Here is a 15,495-nt window from a genome sequence, read left to right as displayed (position 1 = left end):
AATGTGAAATCATACACCAAAAAACACTCGAAAGAGTGTTTTTTGTCGATTTTTATCGTAATCCAACGCCCGTCAAGCAAAACGGCACTTGAAATTGCCGCCCCGGTGTATTACTATAAATTTATTCGTCTGCTAGGGGGAATTCGTTTTCCCTAATAAAATCAACGATTTTTCGTACGATCATGTATATTTTCTGACGAAACGGTGAAAACAGGAAGTAAATGGAAGTGAGTATTTTTGGGGGGGAGGTGAATGGCATGAATAAATCTGAATTGATTAACAAGGTTGCTGAAACCTCCGAGCTTTCCAAGAAAGATGCGACTAAAGCGGTTGACGCTGTTTTTGACGCAATTTCCGAAGCGCTGCAAAGCGGGGATAAAGTTCAACTTGTAGGATTCGGCAATTTCGAAGTTCGTGAACGTTCCGCTCGTAAGGGACGCAACCCGCAGACTGGTGATGAAATTGAAATCCCTGCTAGCAAAATTCCAGCTTTCAAACCTGGCAAAGCGCTTAGAGACGGGATTCAATAATTGCAAGTCTTACATATGATTTTTCATCATATCAAGCACGAAGCCGTAGCCGCATATTGCTGGCTATCGGCTTTATTTATTTTTACCTGTTTTGCATTAAAATAACCTTTACATTTTTGAACAGTCCAACTATAATTACAAAAGAAAATAAATAAGCAGCTATTTTCGCTTTCGGGGTATGGCGCAGCCTGGTAGCGCGCACCCTTGGGGTGGGTGAGGTCGCACGTTCGAATCGTGTTACTCCGACCATGGGAAAGACATCGTCATGCCGATGTCTTTTTCTTTTTTGACTCAGGGGGTCCCCGTACAACAAGCGGACTGCGCTTCGCAAGGTTCTGTCACGGTTTGTGGGGAAAATAGACAGGGGGAGCAGCATTGAACAAGCTTCGATTAAATGAGCTGGCAAAGGCTCAGGATTGGACGATGTACGGCATTATTTTATCGATCTTTTTGATCTGGCGGATCGGAACCGTTGGGAACTGGAGCACGGAATGCTGGATTTTGCTGTTCATCTGTCTGCTCGGCGTCCGCAAGGACCAGATCGATGTGGATTGGAAAAAGTTTTTCGTTTTCGGCATTCCGCTGCTCGGCGTTTTTTATTACTTTTACGGTTCGGGCAACAGCTTTTGGTGGAGAATAGCGAATTGGATGTTTGAAAACAACCGTCATCCGTGGCATTGGGACGCATATATGAATGCGATTCCATTGAATACCGGCGGATGGGCCAGATGGATCGCCAATCCGTTTCTGGATAAGGCCATGGTGTGGATTTATAACTACGGCTTTGTGCTGTCGCTCTGGATTTGCATCGTTCGCAGCTTTTGGACGCGGAGCATCAAAAAAATGATTTCTTATGCGCTCTCCGGGCACATGCTGCAGTTTCCGCTCATATTGCCTTTTTATAACCTGATTTTGCTCCATGAGGTTTGGTATGTGAACGGGCAGCCTGATTTGCTTCACAGAACTTTTGTAGACAACAACGAGCTGCTGGTCGCGGTGATGAACTGCTTTCCGAGCATGCACACGTCGATCTCGTTCGCGATGCTGCTGCTGGCACTGCGCGAGAAAGACCGTATTTTCAAAACGATGATGGTCGCGTATTGCAGCTCGATTATTTTTTCGACGTTGTATTTGCAAATTCATTGGCTGATCGACGTTATAGCCGGCATGCTGTTCGCATACGGCACTGTCAAACTGGCCGATTTGCTCATTGCTACGGTTTCCAACAAGGTGATTCCGGCCAAATTCAAGCTGTTTTACGGGAAGAAAGCCGCCGCCGTTTCCCAAAACGCTTCGGCGTAATGCGGCGATCGAGTTGACTTCCGGAAGCTTTTTTTGCATCATAGGAACAAGATGAACACGCATGACATGGAACGGAGGGGAATGCAGATGGAAGCAAATAACGGAAACGATTTTTTTATCGTCAAAGCCAAAGACAACGGGGTTCATGTAATCGGATTGACCCGCGGACACGAAACCCGGTTTGGCCATACGGAGAAGCTGGACAAAGGCGAAGTGATGATCGCCCAATTTACGGAGCACACTTCGGCGGTTAAGATAAGAGGGAAAGCGATCATTATGACCAAATTCGGCGTCGTCGATACCGAGGAGTGAATAATTTGCTGCGGCAGGCATAGCCTGCTTTTTTTCATTGTACAATGGTGTATAAGCTCTATTGCCTGGGGGTGCCTTGTACATGAAATGGACGGCTCGTATTTTGATCACTGCGGGGATTTCGGGCGCTGTGGCGTTAGGCCTGTCCCTGCTGCCGCAGCTGGACCCGTCGGCAGGCGTCCGCACATCCGACGCGTGGTCGTCCGGCCATCGCGCCGGACAGCTGACCGACCGCAATCTGGTCGATCTGCTCGTTCAGGTTCCGCTGCAGCTGCGGATCCGCAAAGTGGAATTGAGCGATTCGAACCTGTTCATCGATCTGAGCCTTCCCAAAAACGCGGACGCCGCCGCAGTGTACCGCGACTTGTATACGATCGCGCAGACGATGAACGCCAGAACGAAAAATGTGAATCAAGTATGGGTACGGGTTATGGACTATTCGGGGGCGGCGGAAAGCTCGTCGGCGCAGCTCGTTCTGGCTATGGTCGCGGACCGCGAACACGGAAAAGACATGAAGGAGAAGGCGAGCGAGTTAAGCCAGGTACAGCTCGAACAGCAGCTGTCGAACCGTTTTCGCATCACATACACCCCGAAATGGCAGCAGCGCTACCCTTTATAGGATGCGACGTAAAACCCCTTGCTTTAGCTATGAGGATGTAAGTTGCCTTCATTTTAATAGATATCTAGGAGTTATCTATTGTTTGTGGTATACTTTTCTTGAGGTGAAAAGTATGTCAAGAGACATAGACAGCAACAATAACGTCGTTTTTGATTGCAAATATCACGTTGTATTCTGTCCGAAGTATCGCCGCAAAGTTCTTGTCTCGCCTATCGACGAGCGGCTTAAAGAGCTATTCCGCGAAAAGTCTCAGGAACTTAGCGTCGGGCTGCTGGAAATGGAAGTAATGCCCGATCATGTACACCTGCTCATTAAATGCGATCCGCAATTCGGCATTCATCGCGCCGTAAAGCATCTGAAAGGCTATACGTCACGCATTTTACGCATGGAGTACAAGCACCTATCTTCTCGACTTCCTTCTCTGTGGACGAATTCCTATTTCGTCGCCACGGTCGGAAGCGTGTCGCTCGAAACGGTTAAGAAGTACATCGAAGAGCAGAAGGAACGGTGACCATATGCTCATAGCGTACAAATACCGACTGTATCCAAACCGAGAGCAGCGCAAGGCGATTGACTTCACTTTAGAACGTTGTCGTCTGCTGTACAATCGATTACTTGAGGAACGTATCCACGCTTACAAGAGCGAAGGCAAGAGCTTAAATTACTACGATCAGGCGAATACGTTGGGTGAGCGTAAGCGACATATCCCTGCGCTTAAGCAAGTGCATAGTCAAGTATTGCAGGACGTTGCGGGACGCCTAGACAAAGCGTTCCAAGCCTTCTTCCGTCGTGTGAAGCAAGGGGAAACGCCGGGATTCCCGCGCTTCAAACCTGCGACACAATACGATTCTTTCACCTATCCGCAAGGCGGTTACGCTTTGAATGGCAACAAGCTTAAGCTTTCCAAGATCGGAGACGTTAAGATCAAGCTTCACCGCCCCATCGAAGGCAGGATCAAGACTTGCACCGTCATTCAGAAGAATGGCAAGTATTACGTTTGCTTAAGTTGCGAAGTCGAGACGGTTCCGCTACCACAAAATGAGAGCCAAGTAGGAATTGATCTTGGACTGAAACACCTTGCCATCACATCAGATGACGAGACGTTCGACGCTCCGAAATGCTTGCGTAATAGGCAGAGACAGCTTAAGCGTATGCAACGTGCAGTAAGCCTCAAGAAGAAAGGCTCAAACCGCCGTAAGAAGGCTGTGCGCGTTCTGTCGCGTCTGCATGAGCATGTCGCCAATCAGCGCAAGGATTACGCCCACAAGCTTTCTCGAAGCCTTGTGAACCGTTACGGGTTGATCGCTTTCGAGGATTTGAATACGCTCGGCATGGTCAAGAATCACAGGCTGGCAAAAAGCATTACAGACGCAGGGTGGAATCAGCTTGTCCGATTCACGACATACAAGGCTGAAAGTGCCGGTAGAATCGTGAAGCAAGTAGACCCCCGCAATACGTCACAGCTTTGCTCTCATTGCGGCGAAGTAGTTAAAAAAGAGTTGAAAGAGCGCGTCCACCAATGTCCATACTGCGGATACGTGGCAGACCGAGACGTGAACGCGGCAATTAACATCTTGCAACGAGCGACCGCCTAAACATGAACTGGGCTCGGATGGAGCCTTCGGGGAGAGGAACGGGTTGCCATCCTCGATGAACCGAGAAGCCCTTGTCTTTAGGCATGGGGAGTCATCACAATTAATTGTGCTTCTCATAGCGGGTTATGATATAATTACTTGGATGAGAGCATAGAGACACAACTGCATACGGTTACGGAGGCTTTTGAATGAATTCTTTTCGGATCCCAGAGATCGCCAAACAATATACGGAATATGACATGATCCAGATTCACACCGATTTGCCGGATTTTCCGGAGCTTCGCACACGTTTGCTGTTTGCCTTTTTGAACGGAAATACGAAGTTTAGCGGGGAAAGCGAACTGTATTCGCTGGCGACCTCACTCGTGCAGTTGGCGCTGGATACGCATGAGCAAGTGTCTCCGGGAAACGAGCTGAAGGAGAAGAAGGCGGCGCGTTCGCGGCAGCTCAAAGTGCTGGCTGGCGATTATTTCAGCTCGCGATTTTACCATCTTCTGTCGCAGGCGGGCCATATCGATACGATCAAGCAGCTGGCCGGCGCTATTTGCGATGTGAACCGGATGAAGATGAGTGTATATACCAAAATGAAGCAGTTCAAAATGACGGCAGAAGATTATATTCACCATTCGGTGGAGATTAAGTCTCAGCTTTTTTTGTCTTTTTCGGAATATATGGCGGGCGTATACGACCGTGCCTGGCCGGAAATTTTAAACGGCTACACGAAGTGCGAAGTGCTGTCCGAAGAAATTTTCCGGGCCGAGACGACGGCTAATTTTCACGGAAGCTGGGGATTCTGGCACATTTTGCAGCACGGCACGAAGGAAGAGCGGAACCAGCTTCATGCCGAAGAAACGGATCAAGCCAAAATCCGCCTGCTGATGCATAAATATAACGTCTCATCGCAGCTTTACCAAATGCTCGAAACGAATGTCAAGCATTTGCATACGTTGATCGCACAGTTGGATTCCGATAAGCTCGTAAGTGAACTGTTTCACATTGGGGAGCCGTTCCTGCGGTTTTTGTCCAAACCTAAAGTGCTTGAAGAAATATGAGGTGACCTTCCTGATGACGACAAAATCCAAAGAGGAATTCGTTCATTCCGTGTTTGAGCGGATCGCTCCGAAGTACGATTTGATGAACGATATTTTGAGCTTCCGCCGGCATAAGGCGTGGCGGAAGTTCACGATGAACAAAATCCAAGTTAAGCCAGGCTCTACTGCGATCGATATCTGCTGCGGAACGTGCGACTGGACGATCAGTCTGGCGCAGGCAAGCGGAACCGGCGAGATGGTAGGGCTTGATTTTAGCCAGCAAATGCTTGACGTCGGGGCGGACAAAATCAGCCGGCTGGGGATGGACAAGCAGATCCGCCTCATCCGCGGGAACGCCATGTCGCTCCCTTTCGAGGACAACAGCTTCGATTATGCGACGATCGGCTTCGCGCTCCGCAACGTACCCGATCTGGCGCAAGTCATCCGCGAGATGCGGCGGGTGGTCAAGCCGGGCGGGCTGGTCGTGTCGCTGGAACTGTCCAAGCCGACTTGGCAGCCTTTTAAGTCGATCTACTACTTTTACTTTCAGCGCGTGCTGCCCGTTCTGGGCAAGCTGCTGGCCAAAAGCTACGAGCAGTACAAGTGGCTGCCGGAATCATTAATTCATTTTCCCGATCATAAAGAGCTGGCTGCCATATTCGCCAAGCAGGGTTTGCAGGAAGTGCAAGCTTACCCGCTGACCGGCGGCATCGCGGCGCTGCACATCGGCACCAAGGGGAAAACTAATTCGGGAGTGTAATACGATATGTTTACAAAACTAAAAGTATTTTTGGAAATGATCAAATTCGAGCATTCGCTGTTTGCGCTGCCGTTCGCTTTCATGGGAGCGATACTCGGCTCCGTGGTGCTGACAGGGCATCTGCCGACCTGGATGCAGATTCTTTGGATATCGCTGGCGATGGTCGGAGCCAGAACCGCCGCAATGGCTTTGAACCGCGTTATCGACCGCGCGATCGACAAAAAAAATCCGCGGACGGCGAACCGCGCCATTCCGGCAGGCTTGATATCGGTTAGACAAGTAATCATCTATATCATTCTATCGTTTGCGCTGCTGTTTTGGGCAACTTACAATTTAAACGCTTTAGCGATGAAACTGCTGCCGATTGCAGTGTTTTTTCTTGTTTTCTACTCCTACACCAAAAGATTTACGTGGACATGCCATTTCATTCTCGGCCTGACGCTCGGACTTGCGCCGCTCGGCGGCTGGGTGGCAGTTACCGGGCATATCACCTGGTCGTCGATCGTCTTTTATTTGACGGTTGCCTGCTGGAGCGCCGGCTTCGACCTCATCTACGCGTGCCAGGATACGGATTTTGACCGCAAGGAAGGGCTGTATTCGCTGCCCGGCCGGTTCGGTATCAAGGCGGCTCTGGTGACGGCCCGCGTGCTGCATGCGCTTACGGCCGTCGGTTTGGTCACGTTATTTTTCATGACGCATCTCAGCTGGTTTTATTTAATCGGACTGGTTATCGCTTACGTATTGTTGTACAAAGAACACAGACTGGTCTCACCCGACGATTTATCCAAGTTGAATACGGCCTTCTTCACGATGAACGGCGTGCTTAGCGTAGTCGTATTCGCGTTTACGCTGCTGGACGTCGTCGTCTCCAACCATCCATGAGCGGCAATAGCGGCAATTGGGTCGTAGGGATAACCGGCGCAAGCGGAGCGGTCTATGGGGTGAGACTGTGCAAAGCGATGCTGGCGCAAGGTTTGGACGTGCATCTGATGATTACGGAAGCCGGCTGGAGAGTTCTGCACGATGAGCTGGATTGGAACGCAGGCAAGCGGAAAGAAATGCTTCAGGAGCATTTCGGCGGGTTTGCGGGAACGTATACGTATCATCCGATCGCCGATATCGGAGCTTCCGTAGCCAGCGGCTCCTTTCGAACGAAAGGGATGGTCGTCGTCCCGTGCTCGATGGGGACATTATCGGGGATCGCTCACGGCGCTTCCGACAATTTGCTGGAGCGGACGGCTGACGTGATGCTCAAAGAGGGAAGAAAACTGATTTTGGTGCCAAGGGAAACGCCGCTGCATGCGATACATCTTGAAAATATGCTCACCTTGTCGAAGATGGGCGTGCGTATTATTCCGGCGATGCCGGCTTTTTACAACCGTCCCGGCTCGATCGGCGAAATGGTCGACTTTTTAGTGGGCAAAGTGCTGGACAGTATGGACATTGAGCATTCCTTGTACCGAAGATGGGGAGAAAACGATGAACAACCAGGAAGCTAAAATAAGAATCGGCCGTATCGACTATACGAATGTTTGGCCCATCTACTATTATTTCCCCGAGCTGATGACAAGCGGGGAGGTCGACATTATCGAACAAGTGCCCACCTCTCTGAATCGGGCGATGGCCGCGGGCGAGATCGATATGGGGCCGATTTCGTCATTCGCCTACGGCCAATCGTTCGAGCATTACATGCTCTATCCCGATTTATCCGTCAGCGCCTACGGCGACGTCAATTCGATTCTGCTGTTTCACGAGAAGCCGCTGCGGGAAATTACGAACGGGCGCATTGCGTTGCCGACCACATCGGCGACCTCGGTCAATCTGTTGAAAGTCATTATCGAAAAGTTTTACGGCGGCAAGCCGGAATACCACGATGCGGCCCCGAATCTGGAAGAGATGATCAAAGATTCGGACGCAGCGCTCCTGATCGGCGACGATGCCATTAAGGAAAGCTGGCGGAACGACAAGTATATGATTACCGATCTTGGGCAAGAATGGGCGAAATGGACCGGACAATGGATGTCTTTTGCCGTCTGGGCGATCCGCAGGGATACTGTGGATCGCTATCCGGAGCTGGTATCCGAAGTGTTCGCGGCGTTTGTAAAAAGCAAGGAAATGGCGCACCGCCAGCCGGAAGCGATGATCCGGGACGCCCGGGAGAGCGTCGGCGGAACGGAAGACTACTGGAATCACTATTTTCATACGTTATGCTACGATTTCGGTCAGGAACAATGGCAAGGCCTTCAGCTGTATTATCAGTACTGCTATGAGCTTGGCTTTTTACCGAAACAGGCGAAGATTGAGCTTTGGTCAGAGAAAGATAAAGCACGGGTGACAGAATGAAAAACCTATTGGATATTTATGCAAGAAAGAAAAAAGACATCGCCTCGATCGAAAGAGAGCTGGAAGAAAGCGTATATACCGATCATGCGATGCTGAAACAAACCTCGCTGCACCTGCTGAAAGCGGGGGGCAAGCGGCTTCGCCCCGCGATTGTTCTGTTGTCCGGCGAATTCGGGACCTACAGGCTGCAAACGATGAAACACGTCGCCGTATCGCTGGAGCTCATCCATATGGCTTCGCTTGTGCACGATGACGTGATCGATGATGCGAATACGCGCCGGGGCCAGCTGACGGTCCGTTCCAAGTGGGACAACCGGATCGCGATGTATACGGGAGACTATATTTTCGCCAAAGCGCTGACCGTCATTACTCAAATCCGGAAGCCTGCCGTGCATCAGGTCATGTCCAAGGCGATCGTGGAAATGTCGATCGGCGAAATGGAGCAAATCCGCTTCTTCTACCATGCGGAGCAGTCGGTTCGCGACTATTTGCTGCGGATCCGCCGCAAAACGGCGCTGCTTATCGCCATCAGCTGCCAGCTCGGGGCGATGGCTGCTGACAGCGAGGATTGGACGAGCAGCAAGCTCTATGCTTTCGGCTACAACGTCGGCATGGCGTTTCAGATCCGCGACGATATTTTGGATTTGACGGGAACGGAGAAGCAAATAGGCAAGCCGCCGGGCAGCGATATCAAGCAGGGGAACATTACGATTCCCGTCATTTTCGCGCTGCAGGATCCGTTGCTTAAGCCGCAACTGCTGCAGGAGCTGGACAGGATTCAGCAGTTGGACGGGCAGACGGACGTCACCCGCTTTCTCGATCTCATTCGCGGCAGCGAAGGCATTCGCAAAGCCGAAGAGCTGGCGCAAAAATATATCGACAAAGCGATCGCAGCGCTGGTTAGGCTTCCCGACATTCAAGCCAAAAAAGATCTTATCGAAGTTGCGCATTTTATTGGCAATCGTTCTTATTAACCGGTTCCCGTATCGTATATTTGAGAAATGCTTCCAAGAAGTGTAAACTATAGAGTGATGTACGTGTAAATATGATCAGGAGGCGATGATGCATGGAGAGAACGTTTTTAATGGTGAAGCCTGACGGTGTGCAGCGCGGGCTGATCGGCGAAATCGTAAAGCGGTTTGAGCAAAAGGGCTTTGAGCTCATTGGCGGCAAGCTGATGGTCATTACGAGAGAGCAGGCGGAATATCACTACGCGGAGCACAAAGGTAAAGATTTTTTTGAAAGATTGGTCAATTTTATTACGTCCGGCCCGGTTTTTGCAATGGTCTGGCAGGGCGAGCAGGTTATAGCGCTGTCCCGCACAATGATCGGCAAAACGAACTCGCTGGAAGCTCTTCCCGGAACTATTCGCGGAGATTTCGCCGTACATACGAATTTGAACCTGATCCACGGATCGGACTCCCCGGCCAGCGCGGAGCGCGAAATCGGCAACTTTTTCAGCCCGAACGAGCTCTGCGAGTATGCCAAAGCGATCGGTCCATGGATTTGATATAAACATACATAACATGGAGCCGGTCTCCGGAATAAGACAGCCTGCTGCTTAAGCCAGCGGGCTGTTTTTTGCTGCGTGGCTTGGTCGCCTGCGAATTCTGCAAGTCCCGCAAGTCCTGCAAGTCCTGCAAACCCAGCAAACCCAGCAAACCCTGTAAAAGTCAGGCTGTTGAGAAAACGTACACTGGAGAGACCCATCTCTATTAACGCGTAGAAATTCCGCAACAATCAGATAGTTAGTATACTGACTGGCTAGTGGCATCAGTGGTGGCGCAACCTCTCTTCGACAATTGCACGGGTTGCGGCGCTGAAGTGGGGGGCACAAGGTGGCTTGGCAGAGAGAAAACCTGCGAAAGTGCAGGCTTTCTCCGTGAAAAGGGGTCATTTCAGCGAAAAGCCTGCGATAGTGCAGGAATTTTCCGTGAAAAAGACTCTGAGCCCATATTTGCGTTGAAAAGCCTGCACAATTGCAGGAATTTTTCATTGCCAACGTATCAAGGCACAAATTCCTGTACTTTTGCAGGTTTTCTTCATGCAACCAGTCAGATTGTGCGACCGGCTCTGGCGTGCGGGTGGTTTCTGGGCATGTGGCCGATCAACTGCCGTCATGCAGCGCAACACCACGTACCGGGAGACGTCGCCCCACAGAATGAAAAGAATTCAAGTTTGCTATACACGGCCAAGCAGTTGCAGGTTTTTTTGCGCTCGGCAAGGCGAGTCTTACAGTCTTTGTCGTTATTTGCAGGAATTCTGTTTTATTTTACAGAATCCCTATAGTCAGCAAATGGTCAAGGCGGGTGAACAGCATGGAAGATCAGGATTTTTCCCTCTTTATAAAAAAAGTCAAAGATTATACGGCTATCGATCTTGCACAGTATAAAGAAGCGCAGATGAAAAGGCGTCTGACGACGCTTCGGATGAAGCGCGGATACAACACGTTCGTCGCTTTTTTCGATGCAATGATGAAGGACAAGGAACTGTTCTATGAGTTTCTCGACAGAATGACGATCAACGTATCGGAGTTTTGGCGCAACCCGAATCGCTGGGAGCTCGTCGAGCAGCGGTTCGTTCCCGAGATGCTGCGCAAAAACCGCCGCCTGAAAATTTGGAGCGCCGCGTGCTCGACAGGCGAAGAGCCTTATACGCTGGCGATGATTTTAGCGGAGCAGGGCGCACTTGCGGATACTCATCTGCAAGCTACGGACATCGACGACGGAGCGCTGGACAAAGCGCGCAAGGGCATCTACCTCGATCGCTCGCTGCGCGACGTGCCGGACAAGTACGTCAAAAAATATTTCCGCCAGGACCAGGTCATGTACAGCGTTTCGGACGAGCTGAAACGATCGATCAAATTTCAGAAGCAGAACCTGCTTGTCGATGCGTTTGACACGGGCTTCGATCTGATCGTGTGCCGCAATGTGATTATCTATTTTACCGAAGAAGCGAAACATGTGCTCTATCAAAAGTTTTCGAAGGCGCTGAAGCCGGGCGGGCTGCTGTTTGTCGGCTCTACCGAGCAAATTTTCTCCCCGGGACAATACGATTTCGAACCTGCGGAGACGTTCTTTTACCGTAAAAAGGGGTAGCTTCGCGCAGCGGCTGGTATAACTTTTTCCATATCTTCCTATACTAAGAATACTTATCCTTACGGCGGCGGCTCTGCAAAAGCAAGGCAGCGCTCGGCCGGCGCTTACGATGCAAGTTTTCTTGGAGTTTGGCGGGTGAACCCAGTAGCAGGCGGTATGCACACAAGCAGCTCCGTCGACAGACTCTCGGGCGAAAACTTTTAGGAGGGGCTTTATGGACAAAAGAAAAGTGATTACCGCCTACCGAAGGGGAATGATCACGATTCAGGAGTGCGCGCAAATACTGGGCATCGATTCGGTACAGCTCATGGGGCTGATGAACGACCCGCAGATGGCCGACATTCCGAGAGTGATTCAAAAACAGCACATGCACGGTTAAATGCGGATGCAGCGCGTATAGACACGCCTCGCAGAGAGAAGCTTTCTCCCTGATGAAGCGTGTTTTTGCTGTATGCAGACGGCTGCGCGGGGATGTTCCGTTACGGTAGCCGCCGATGGGTTCGTATCATTTCGGGAGCTTTGGCAGGTTGCCAAACGGGGAGAGCTATACTATAATGACAAAAGGTAATTACGCGTCAAAGCGCTAAAGTGTTTGGCGGACGCGTAAGGAGGAGTCAGGAGATCGGGAATGCTTGCGAAGCAGGTTGTTCTCGAAAAACTCTTTAGGGGGAAACGGAAAATGAGATACTTGACGGCTGGAGAAACGCACGGTCCGCAGCTCACGGCAATTATTGAGGGGTTCCCGAGCAATGTGACCCTGAATTTCGATGAATTGAACTTTCAATTACATAGACGTCAAAAAGGCTACGGCCGCGGTCGTCGGATGCAGATTGAAAAAGATACCGCCGACATCGTCGGAGGCGTACGCCATGGCAAAACGACAGGCGCGCCGATCGCGCTCGTTGTCGTGAACAACGATTGGAAGCATTGGACGACCGTAATGGGCATCGAGCCTGTGGAAGAGGATAACGAGGGCAAACGCCGGGTCAACCGTCCCCGTCCGGGACACGCCGATTTGAACGGCGGCCTTAAATACAATCAGAAAGATTTGCGCAACATTTTGGAGCGTTCCAGCGCCCGCGAAACGACGATGCGCGTGGCGACCGGCGCGGTTGCCCGCCAACTGCTTGCGGAATTCGGCATTAAAGTAGCCGGGCAAGTCATCCGCATCGGAGACGTTGAAGCTCAGCGCAAGGAACTGCCGATCGACGAGCTGATCCGGCTTACGGAGGAATCGCCGGTTCGCGTCGTGGATAAAGACGCGGAAGCGAAAATGATCGCCGCCATCGACGCAGCGAAAGATGACGGCGACACGCTGGGCGGCATCGTGGAAGTAATCATCGAAGGCGTGCCGGTCGGACTCGGCAGCCACGTGCAGTGGGACCGCAAGCTGGACGGCAAAATCGCGCAGGCGGTGCTTTCCATTCAAGCCTTCAAGGGCGTTGAATTCGGCATCGGCTTCGAAGCCGCAGAGCGCAGAGGCTCCAATGTGCACGATGAAATTTTGTACACGCCGGAAGGCGGCTTCCGACGCGCTACGAACCGCGCAGGCGGCTTCGAGGGCGGAATGACGACGGGCGAGCAAATCGTCGTGCGCGGCGTCATGAAGCCTATCTCTACGCTGTATAAGCCGCTGCAAAGCGTGGATATCGACACGAAGGAAGTGTTCACCGCCCAGGTGGAACGCTCCGATACGTGTGCGGTTCCGGCAGCCGGCGTCATCATGGAGAACGTTATCGCGTGGGAAGTGGCGAACGCGTTTCTCGATAAATTCGGCGGAGATTCGCTGGAAGAGATCCGCGCGAACTTGAACAATTACCTGGCGCAAGTGGGGAGCTACTAGGATGAGAGAGCTGACCGTCGATCTGGGAGAACGCTCTTATCCTATCTATATCGGCCAAGGCATTCTCGGCGATATCGCCGAACTGTTCGAGCGGCATAAGCTGAGCCGCAAATCGCCGCTGCTCGTCGTCACGGACGACGCAGTGGCTCCGCTGCACCTGGAGCGCGTGATGACGCGGCTCCGCGAGGGCGGCTATGCCGCCGAGGCCTGCGTCGTGCCCGCAGGCGAAACGTCCAAATCCCTCGCGCAGCTCGAGGGAATCGTCTCGGCCGCCCTCCGGGCGGGTCTCGATCGCAAATCCGCGATCGTCGCCCTCGGAGGGGGCGTGGTCGGCGACCTCGCCGGCTTCGCCGCGGCGAGCTTCATGCGCGGGATCCGCTTCGTGCAGATCCCGACGACGATCCTTGCCCACGACAGCAGTGTCGGCGGCAAGGTGGCCGTGAACCATCCGATGGCGAAGAACATCATCGGCGCGTTTCACCAGCCTGAGCTTGTCCTGTTCGACCTCGACACGCTGCTGACGCTGCCCGACCGCCAGGTGAAGGCCGGGCTGTCGGAAGTGATCAAGCACGGCTTGATCTGGGACGCCGCTTTTACCCAGTGGTGCGACGACAACGCAGACAAGCTGCTCGGCCTCGACTCGGATGCGCTAGGCTATGCGCTGTATCAAGGGTGCAAAGTCAAGGCCATCGTCGTCTCGCAGGATGAGCGGGAGAACGATCTTCGCGCCATTCTCAATCTCGGACATACGATCGGACATGCTTTGGAAGCTGTGGCCGGATACGGCGAGCTGCTTCACGGGGAAGCCATATCTATCGGTATGGTCGGCGCGGCCAAGCTGGCTCAGCAATTCGGTTACAGTGAGGACATCCATACGATCACGCGCAATTTGTTTCTGAAATTCGGTTTGCCTGTGCAGATTCCACCGCACCTGGATACGGATAGTATCATGAGCGCTATGATGCATGACAAGAAGTTCCAGGAAGGGACGATGGTCTACATCATACCGACCGAAATCGGCAAGGTGGAAATCCGCAAGGATGTGACCGTGGATCAGGTCAGACAAATTGTGGATTATTTAAAAGGGGAGAGCTAGTCTATGTTCGTCAGGGGAATTCGCGGTGCGACGACAGTGGAGCACAACGAAGAACAAGAGATTTTAGCGGCAACATCGGAGCTGCTTCATGCCATTATAGAAGCTAACGATTTTAGACCGGATGAGATTTGCTCCGTATTCATTACGGTTACGCAGGATCTTACAGCGACTTTTCCGGCGCGCGCCATTCGTTCGATGGCAGGATGGGATCTCGTTCCCCTCATGTGCTCGTTGGAAATTCCTGTGGAAAACAGCTTGCCCAGATGCATCCGCTTCATGGTGCAGGTGAATACGACTAAAAGTCAGTCCGAAATGAACCACGTCTATTTGAAAGAGGCGCAAGCGCTTCGTCCTGATATTGTAAAATTGACAAACCAATAAAAGTGGTAGTATATTGGTTGTAGTTGAGTAAGTAGCGAGTAGAGCCGAGTATAGTTATAGTAGAGCTGAGCGAAGTTGAGTGGAGAATGCAAAGTGGAACCCGGAGTCCGGATACGGATTTTTTTGATGCGGGAATTGTCTGCCCGTCCGGTGCAATCTTGTTTTCTTTGATTCAATTCATGCTGCCTTTCTGCTTATAACATGATCACCTCTACTTCGGTAGAGGTTTTTTTATTTGACTCCGTTCCTGGGGAGCTTGCCTGTTGCTTCAACGACTGGAGCAGGCGCCCCCCGCCGGCTTTGAAAGTGAGGATCGGCTGATCGCAATTAGCATTGCCGCGCCGAAACTGGCTTCGAACAACTCGCTGTACAGGATGGGAAACTTTTCAGAATGTTGAGAAAGTCTCGCCACGCTGTCAGGGCCGTTTCGTAGACGGCCTGGTACCTTGCGCCCGGCCCGGCCCCCTGGCAAAACCTGCGAAAGTGCAGGCTTTTTCCATAAAAGCAGCTTGTTTTGGCGAAAAACCTGCAATTGTGCAGGAATTTTCGGTCATTGCGGCTCAAGGTGCGAGTTTAGGGGGAAAA

Annotated in this window: 18 protein-coding genes and 1 tRNA gene; all 19 read left to right on the top strand. The window is 51.7% G+C overall.

Annotated features, from left to right (window positions below; translation table 11 throughout):
- Positions 1 to 257: 257 nt before the first annotated feature.
- Positions 258 to 530, top strand: coding sequence for an HU family DNA-binding protein (locus AC3G2T_RS29435; RefSeq protein ID WP_235122749.1), 273 nt, complete (start codon positions 258 to 260; stop codon positions 528 to 530).
- Positions 531 to 702: 172 nt separating this feature from the next.
- Positions 703 to 779, top strand: a tRNA-Pro gene (locus AC3G2T_RS29430).
- A gap of 126 nt (positions 780 to 905) precedes the next feature.
- Positions 906 to 1,832 (top strand): phosphatase PAP2 family protein, encoded by a 927-nt coding sequence (locus AC3G2T_RS29425; RefSeq protein ID WP_474681418.1) that lies wholly within the window; start codon positions 906 to 908, stop codon positions 1,830 to 1,832.
- Positions 1,833 to 1,919: 87 nt separating this feature from the next.
- Positions 1,920 to 2,144 carry a trp RNA-binding attenuation protein MtrB gene (gene mtrB / locus AC3G2T_RS29420; RefSeq protein WP_474681417.1) on the top strand — a complete coding sequence of 75 codons (225 nt, stop codon included), beginning with the start codon at positions 1,920 to 1,922 and terminating at the stop codon, positions 2,142 to 2,144.
- Positions 2,145 to 2,226: 82 nt separating this feature from the next.
- The gene (locus tag AC3G2T_RS29415; RefSeq protein WP_488437782.1) at positions 2,227 to 2,763 is read left to right on the top strand and encodes a hypothetical protein; all 537 of its coding nucleotides are present in this window, start codon (positions 2,227 to 2,229) and stop codon (positions 2,761 to 2,763) included.
- Positions 2,764 to 2,875: 112 nt separating this feature from the next.
- Entirely contained in the window at positions 2,876 to 3,274 is a 399-nt protein-coding gene (gene tnpA / locus AC3G2T_RS29410) for an IS200/IS605 family transposase (protein WP_474681415.1), read from the top strand.
- A 4-nt stretch (positions 3,275 to 3,278) separates the two neighbouring features.
- Positions 3,279 to 4,358 carry an RNA-guided endonuclease InsQ/TnpB family protein gene (locus AC3G2T_RS29405; protein WP_488437781.1) on the top strand — a complete coding sequence of 360 codons (1,080 nt, stop codon included), beginning with the start codon at positions 3,279 to 3,281 and terminating at the stop codon, positions 4,356 to 4,358.
- A 188-nt stretch (positions 4,359 to 4,546) separates the two neighbouring features.
- Entirely contained in the window at positions 4,547 to 5,410 is an 864-nt protein-coding gene (locus tag AC3G2T_RS29400; RefSeq protein ID WP_488437780.1) for a heptaprenyl diphosphate synthase component 1, read from the top strand.
- Between the two features lie 13 nt (positions 5,411 to 5,423).
- Positions 5,424 to 6,149: a demethylmenaquinone methyltransferase gene (locus AC3G2T_RS29395; protein WP_474681412.1), complete on the top strand. Its 726-nt coding sequence runs from the start codon at positions 5,424 to 5,426 to the stop codon at positions 6,147 to 6,149.
- Between the two features lie 6 nt (positions 6,150 to 6,155).
- Positions 6,156 to 7,031: a UbiA-like polyprenyltransferase gene (locus AC3G2T_RS29390; RefSeq protein WP_488437779.1), complete on the top strand. Its 876-nt coding sequence runs from the start codon at positions 6,156 to 6,158 to the stop codon at positions 7,029 to 7,031.
- Complete coding sequence (locus AC3G2T_RS29385; RefSeq protein WP_488437778.1) at positions 7,028 to 7,648, top strand: UbiX family flavin prenyltransferase; 621 nt, start codon at positions 7,028 to 7,030, stop codon at positions 7,646 to 7,648. Before AC3G2T_RS29390 ends, AC3G2T_RS29385 begins: the two co-directional genes overlap by 4 nt.
- Entirely contained in the window at positions 7,629 to 8,492 is an 864-nt protein-coding gene (locus tag AC3G2T_RS29380; RefSeq protein ID WP_488437777.1) for a menaquinone biosynthetic enzyme MqnA/MqnD family protein, read from the top strand. The genes AC3G2T_RS29385 and AC3G2T_RS29380 overlap by 20 nt, the downstream gene beginning before the upstream one ends.
- A complete protein-coding gene (locus AC3G2T_RS29375) occupies positions 8,489 to 9,466 on the top strand; it encodes a polyprenyl synthetase family protein (RefSeq protein WP_488437776.1) in 978 nt (325 codons plus the stop codon). Before AC3G2T_RS29380 ends, AC3G2T_RS29375 begins: the two co-directional genes overlap by 4 nt.
- Before the next feature lie 92 nt (positions 9,467 to 9,558).
- On the top strand, positions 9,559 to 10,002 hold the full coding sequence (ndk, locus tag AC3G2T_RS29370; RefSeq protein WP_488437775.1) for a nucleoside-diphosphate kinase: 444 nt from the start codon (positions 9,559 to 9,561) through the stop codon (positions 10,000 to 10,002).
- A gap of 808 nt (positions 10,003 to 10,810) precedes the next feature.
- Positions 10,811 to 11,590 carry a CheR family methyltransferase gene (locus tag AC3G2T_RS29365; RefSeq protein WP_474681406.1) on the top strand — a complete coding sequence of 260 codons (780 nt, stop codon included), beginning with the start codon at positions 10,811 to 10,813 and terminating at the stop codon, positions 11,588 to 11,590.
- Between the two features lie 214 nt (positions 11,591 to 11,804).
- Positions 11,805 to 11,969, top strand: coding sequence for a hypothetical protein (locus tag AC3G2T_RS29360; RefSeq protein WP_488437774.1), 165 nt, complete (start codon positions 11,805 to 11,807; stop codon positions 11,967 to 11,969).
- Between the two features lie 300 nt (positions 11,970 to 12,269).
- The gene (aroC, locus tag AC3G2T_RS29355) at positions 12,270 to 13,433 is read left to right on the top strand and encodes a chorismate synthase (RefSeq protein ID WP_474681404.1); all 1,164 of its coding nucleotides are present in this window, start codon (positions 12,270 to 12,272) and stop codon (positions 13,431 to 13,433) included.
- Between the two features lies 1 nt (position 13,434).
- A complete protein-coding gene (gene aroB, locus AC3G2T_RS29350; RefSeq protein ID WP_474681403.1) occupies positions 13,435 to 14,529 on the top strand; it encodes a 3-dehydroquinate synthase in 1,095 nt (364 codons plus the stop codon).
- A 3-nt stretch (positions 14,530 to 14,532) separates the two neighbouring features.
- Positions 14,533 to 14,910, top strand: a complete 378-nt coding sequence (aroH, locus tag AC3G2T_RS29345) for a chorismate mutase (protein ID WP_474681402.1) — start codon at positions 14,533 to 14,535, stop codon at positions 14,908 to 14,910.
- The last annotated feature ends 585 nt before the right edge of the window (positions 14,911 to 15,495 follow it).

The sequence above is a fragment of the Paenibacillus sp. sgz302191 genome (assembly GCF_057749925.1).
The sequence above is the reverse complement of the archived record's forward strand: the minus strand, read 5'-3'. Positions and strand labels throughout refer to the sequence as shown.

Coding starts and splice junctions, on each gene's coding strand:
- AC3G2T_RS29415 (WP_488437782.1), top strand. CDS start 2,227: ATGAAATGGACGGCTCGTATTTTGATCACTGCGGGGATTTCGGGCGCT.
- AC3G2T_RS29400 (WP_488437780.1), top strand. CDS start 4,547: ATGAATTCTTTTCGGATCCCAGAGATCGCCAAACAATATACGGAATAT.
- AC3G2T_RS29380 (WP_488437777.1), top strand. CDS start 7,629: ATGAACAACCAGGAAGCTAAAATAAGAATCGGCCGTATCGACTATACG.
- tnpA (WP_474681415.1), top strand. CDS start 2,876: ATGTCAAGAGACATAGACAGCAACAATAACGTCGTTTTTGATTGCAAA.
- AC3G2T_RS29360 (WP_488437774.1), top strand. CDS start 11,805: ATGGACAAAAGAAAAGTGATTACCGCCTACCGAAGGGGAATGATCACG.
- AC3G2T_RS29395 (WP_474681412.1), top strand. CDS start 5,424: ATGACGACAAAATCCAAAGAGGAATTCGTTCATTCCGTGTTTGAGCGG.
- aroC (WP_474681404.1), top strand. CDS start 12,270: ATGAGATACTTGACGGCTGGAGAAACGCACGGTCCGCAGCTCACGGCA.
- AC3G2T_RS29385 (WP_488437778.1), top strand. CDS start 7,028: ATGAGCGGCAATAGCGGCAATTGGGTCGTAGGGATAACCGGCGCAAGC.
- aroB (WP_474681403.1), top strand. CDS start 13,435: ATGAGAGAGCTGACCGTCGATCTGGGAGAACGCTCTTATCCTATCTAT.
- mtrB (WP_474681417.1), top strand. CDS start 1,920: ATGGAAGCAAATAACGGAAACGATTTTTTTATCGTCAAAGCCAAAGAC.
- ndk (WP_488437775.1), top strand. CDS start 9,559: ATGGAGAGAACGTTTTTAATGGTGAAGCCTGACGGTGTGCAGCGCGGG.
- AC3G2T_RS29435 (WP_235122749.1), top strand. CDS start 258: ATGAATAAATCTGAATTGATTAACAAGGTTGCTGAAACCTCCGAGCTT.
- AC3G2T_RS29405 (WP_488437781.1), top strand. CDS start 3,279: ATGCTCATAGCGTACAAATACCGACTGTATCCAAACCGAGAGCAGCGC.
- AC3G2T_RS29375 (WP_488437776.1), top strand. CDS start 8,489: ATGAAAAACCTATTGGATATTTATGCAAGAAAGAAAAAAGACATCGCC.
- AC3G2T_RS29365 (WP_474681406.1), top strand. CDS start 10,811: ATGGAAGATCAGGATTTTTCCCTCTTTATAAAAAAAGTCAAAGATTAT.
- aroH (WP_474681402.1), top strand. CDS start 14,533: ATGTTCGTCAGGGGAATTCGCGGTGCGACGACAGTGGAGCACAACGAA.
- AC3G2T_RS29390 (WP_488437779.1), top strand. CDS start 6,156: ATGTTTACAAAACTAAAAGTATTTTTGGAAATGATCAAATTCGAGCAT.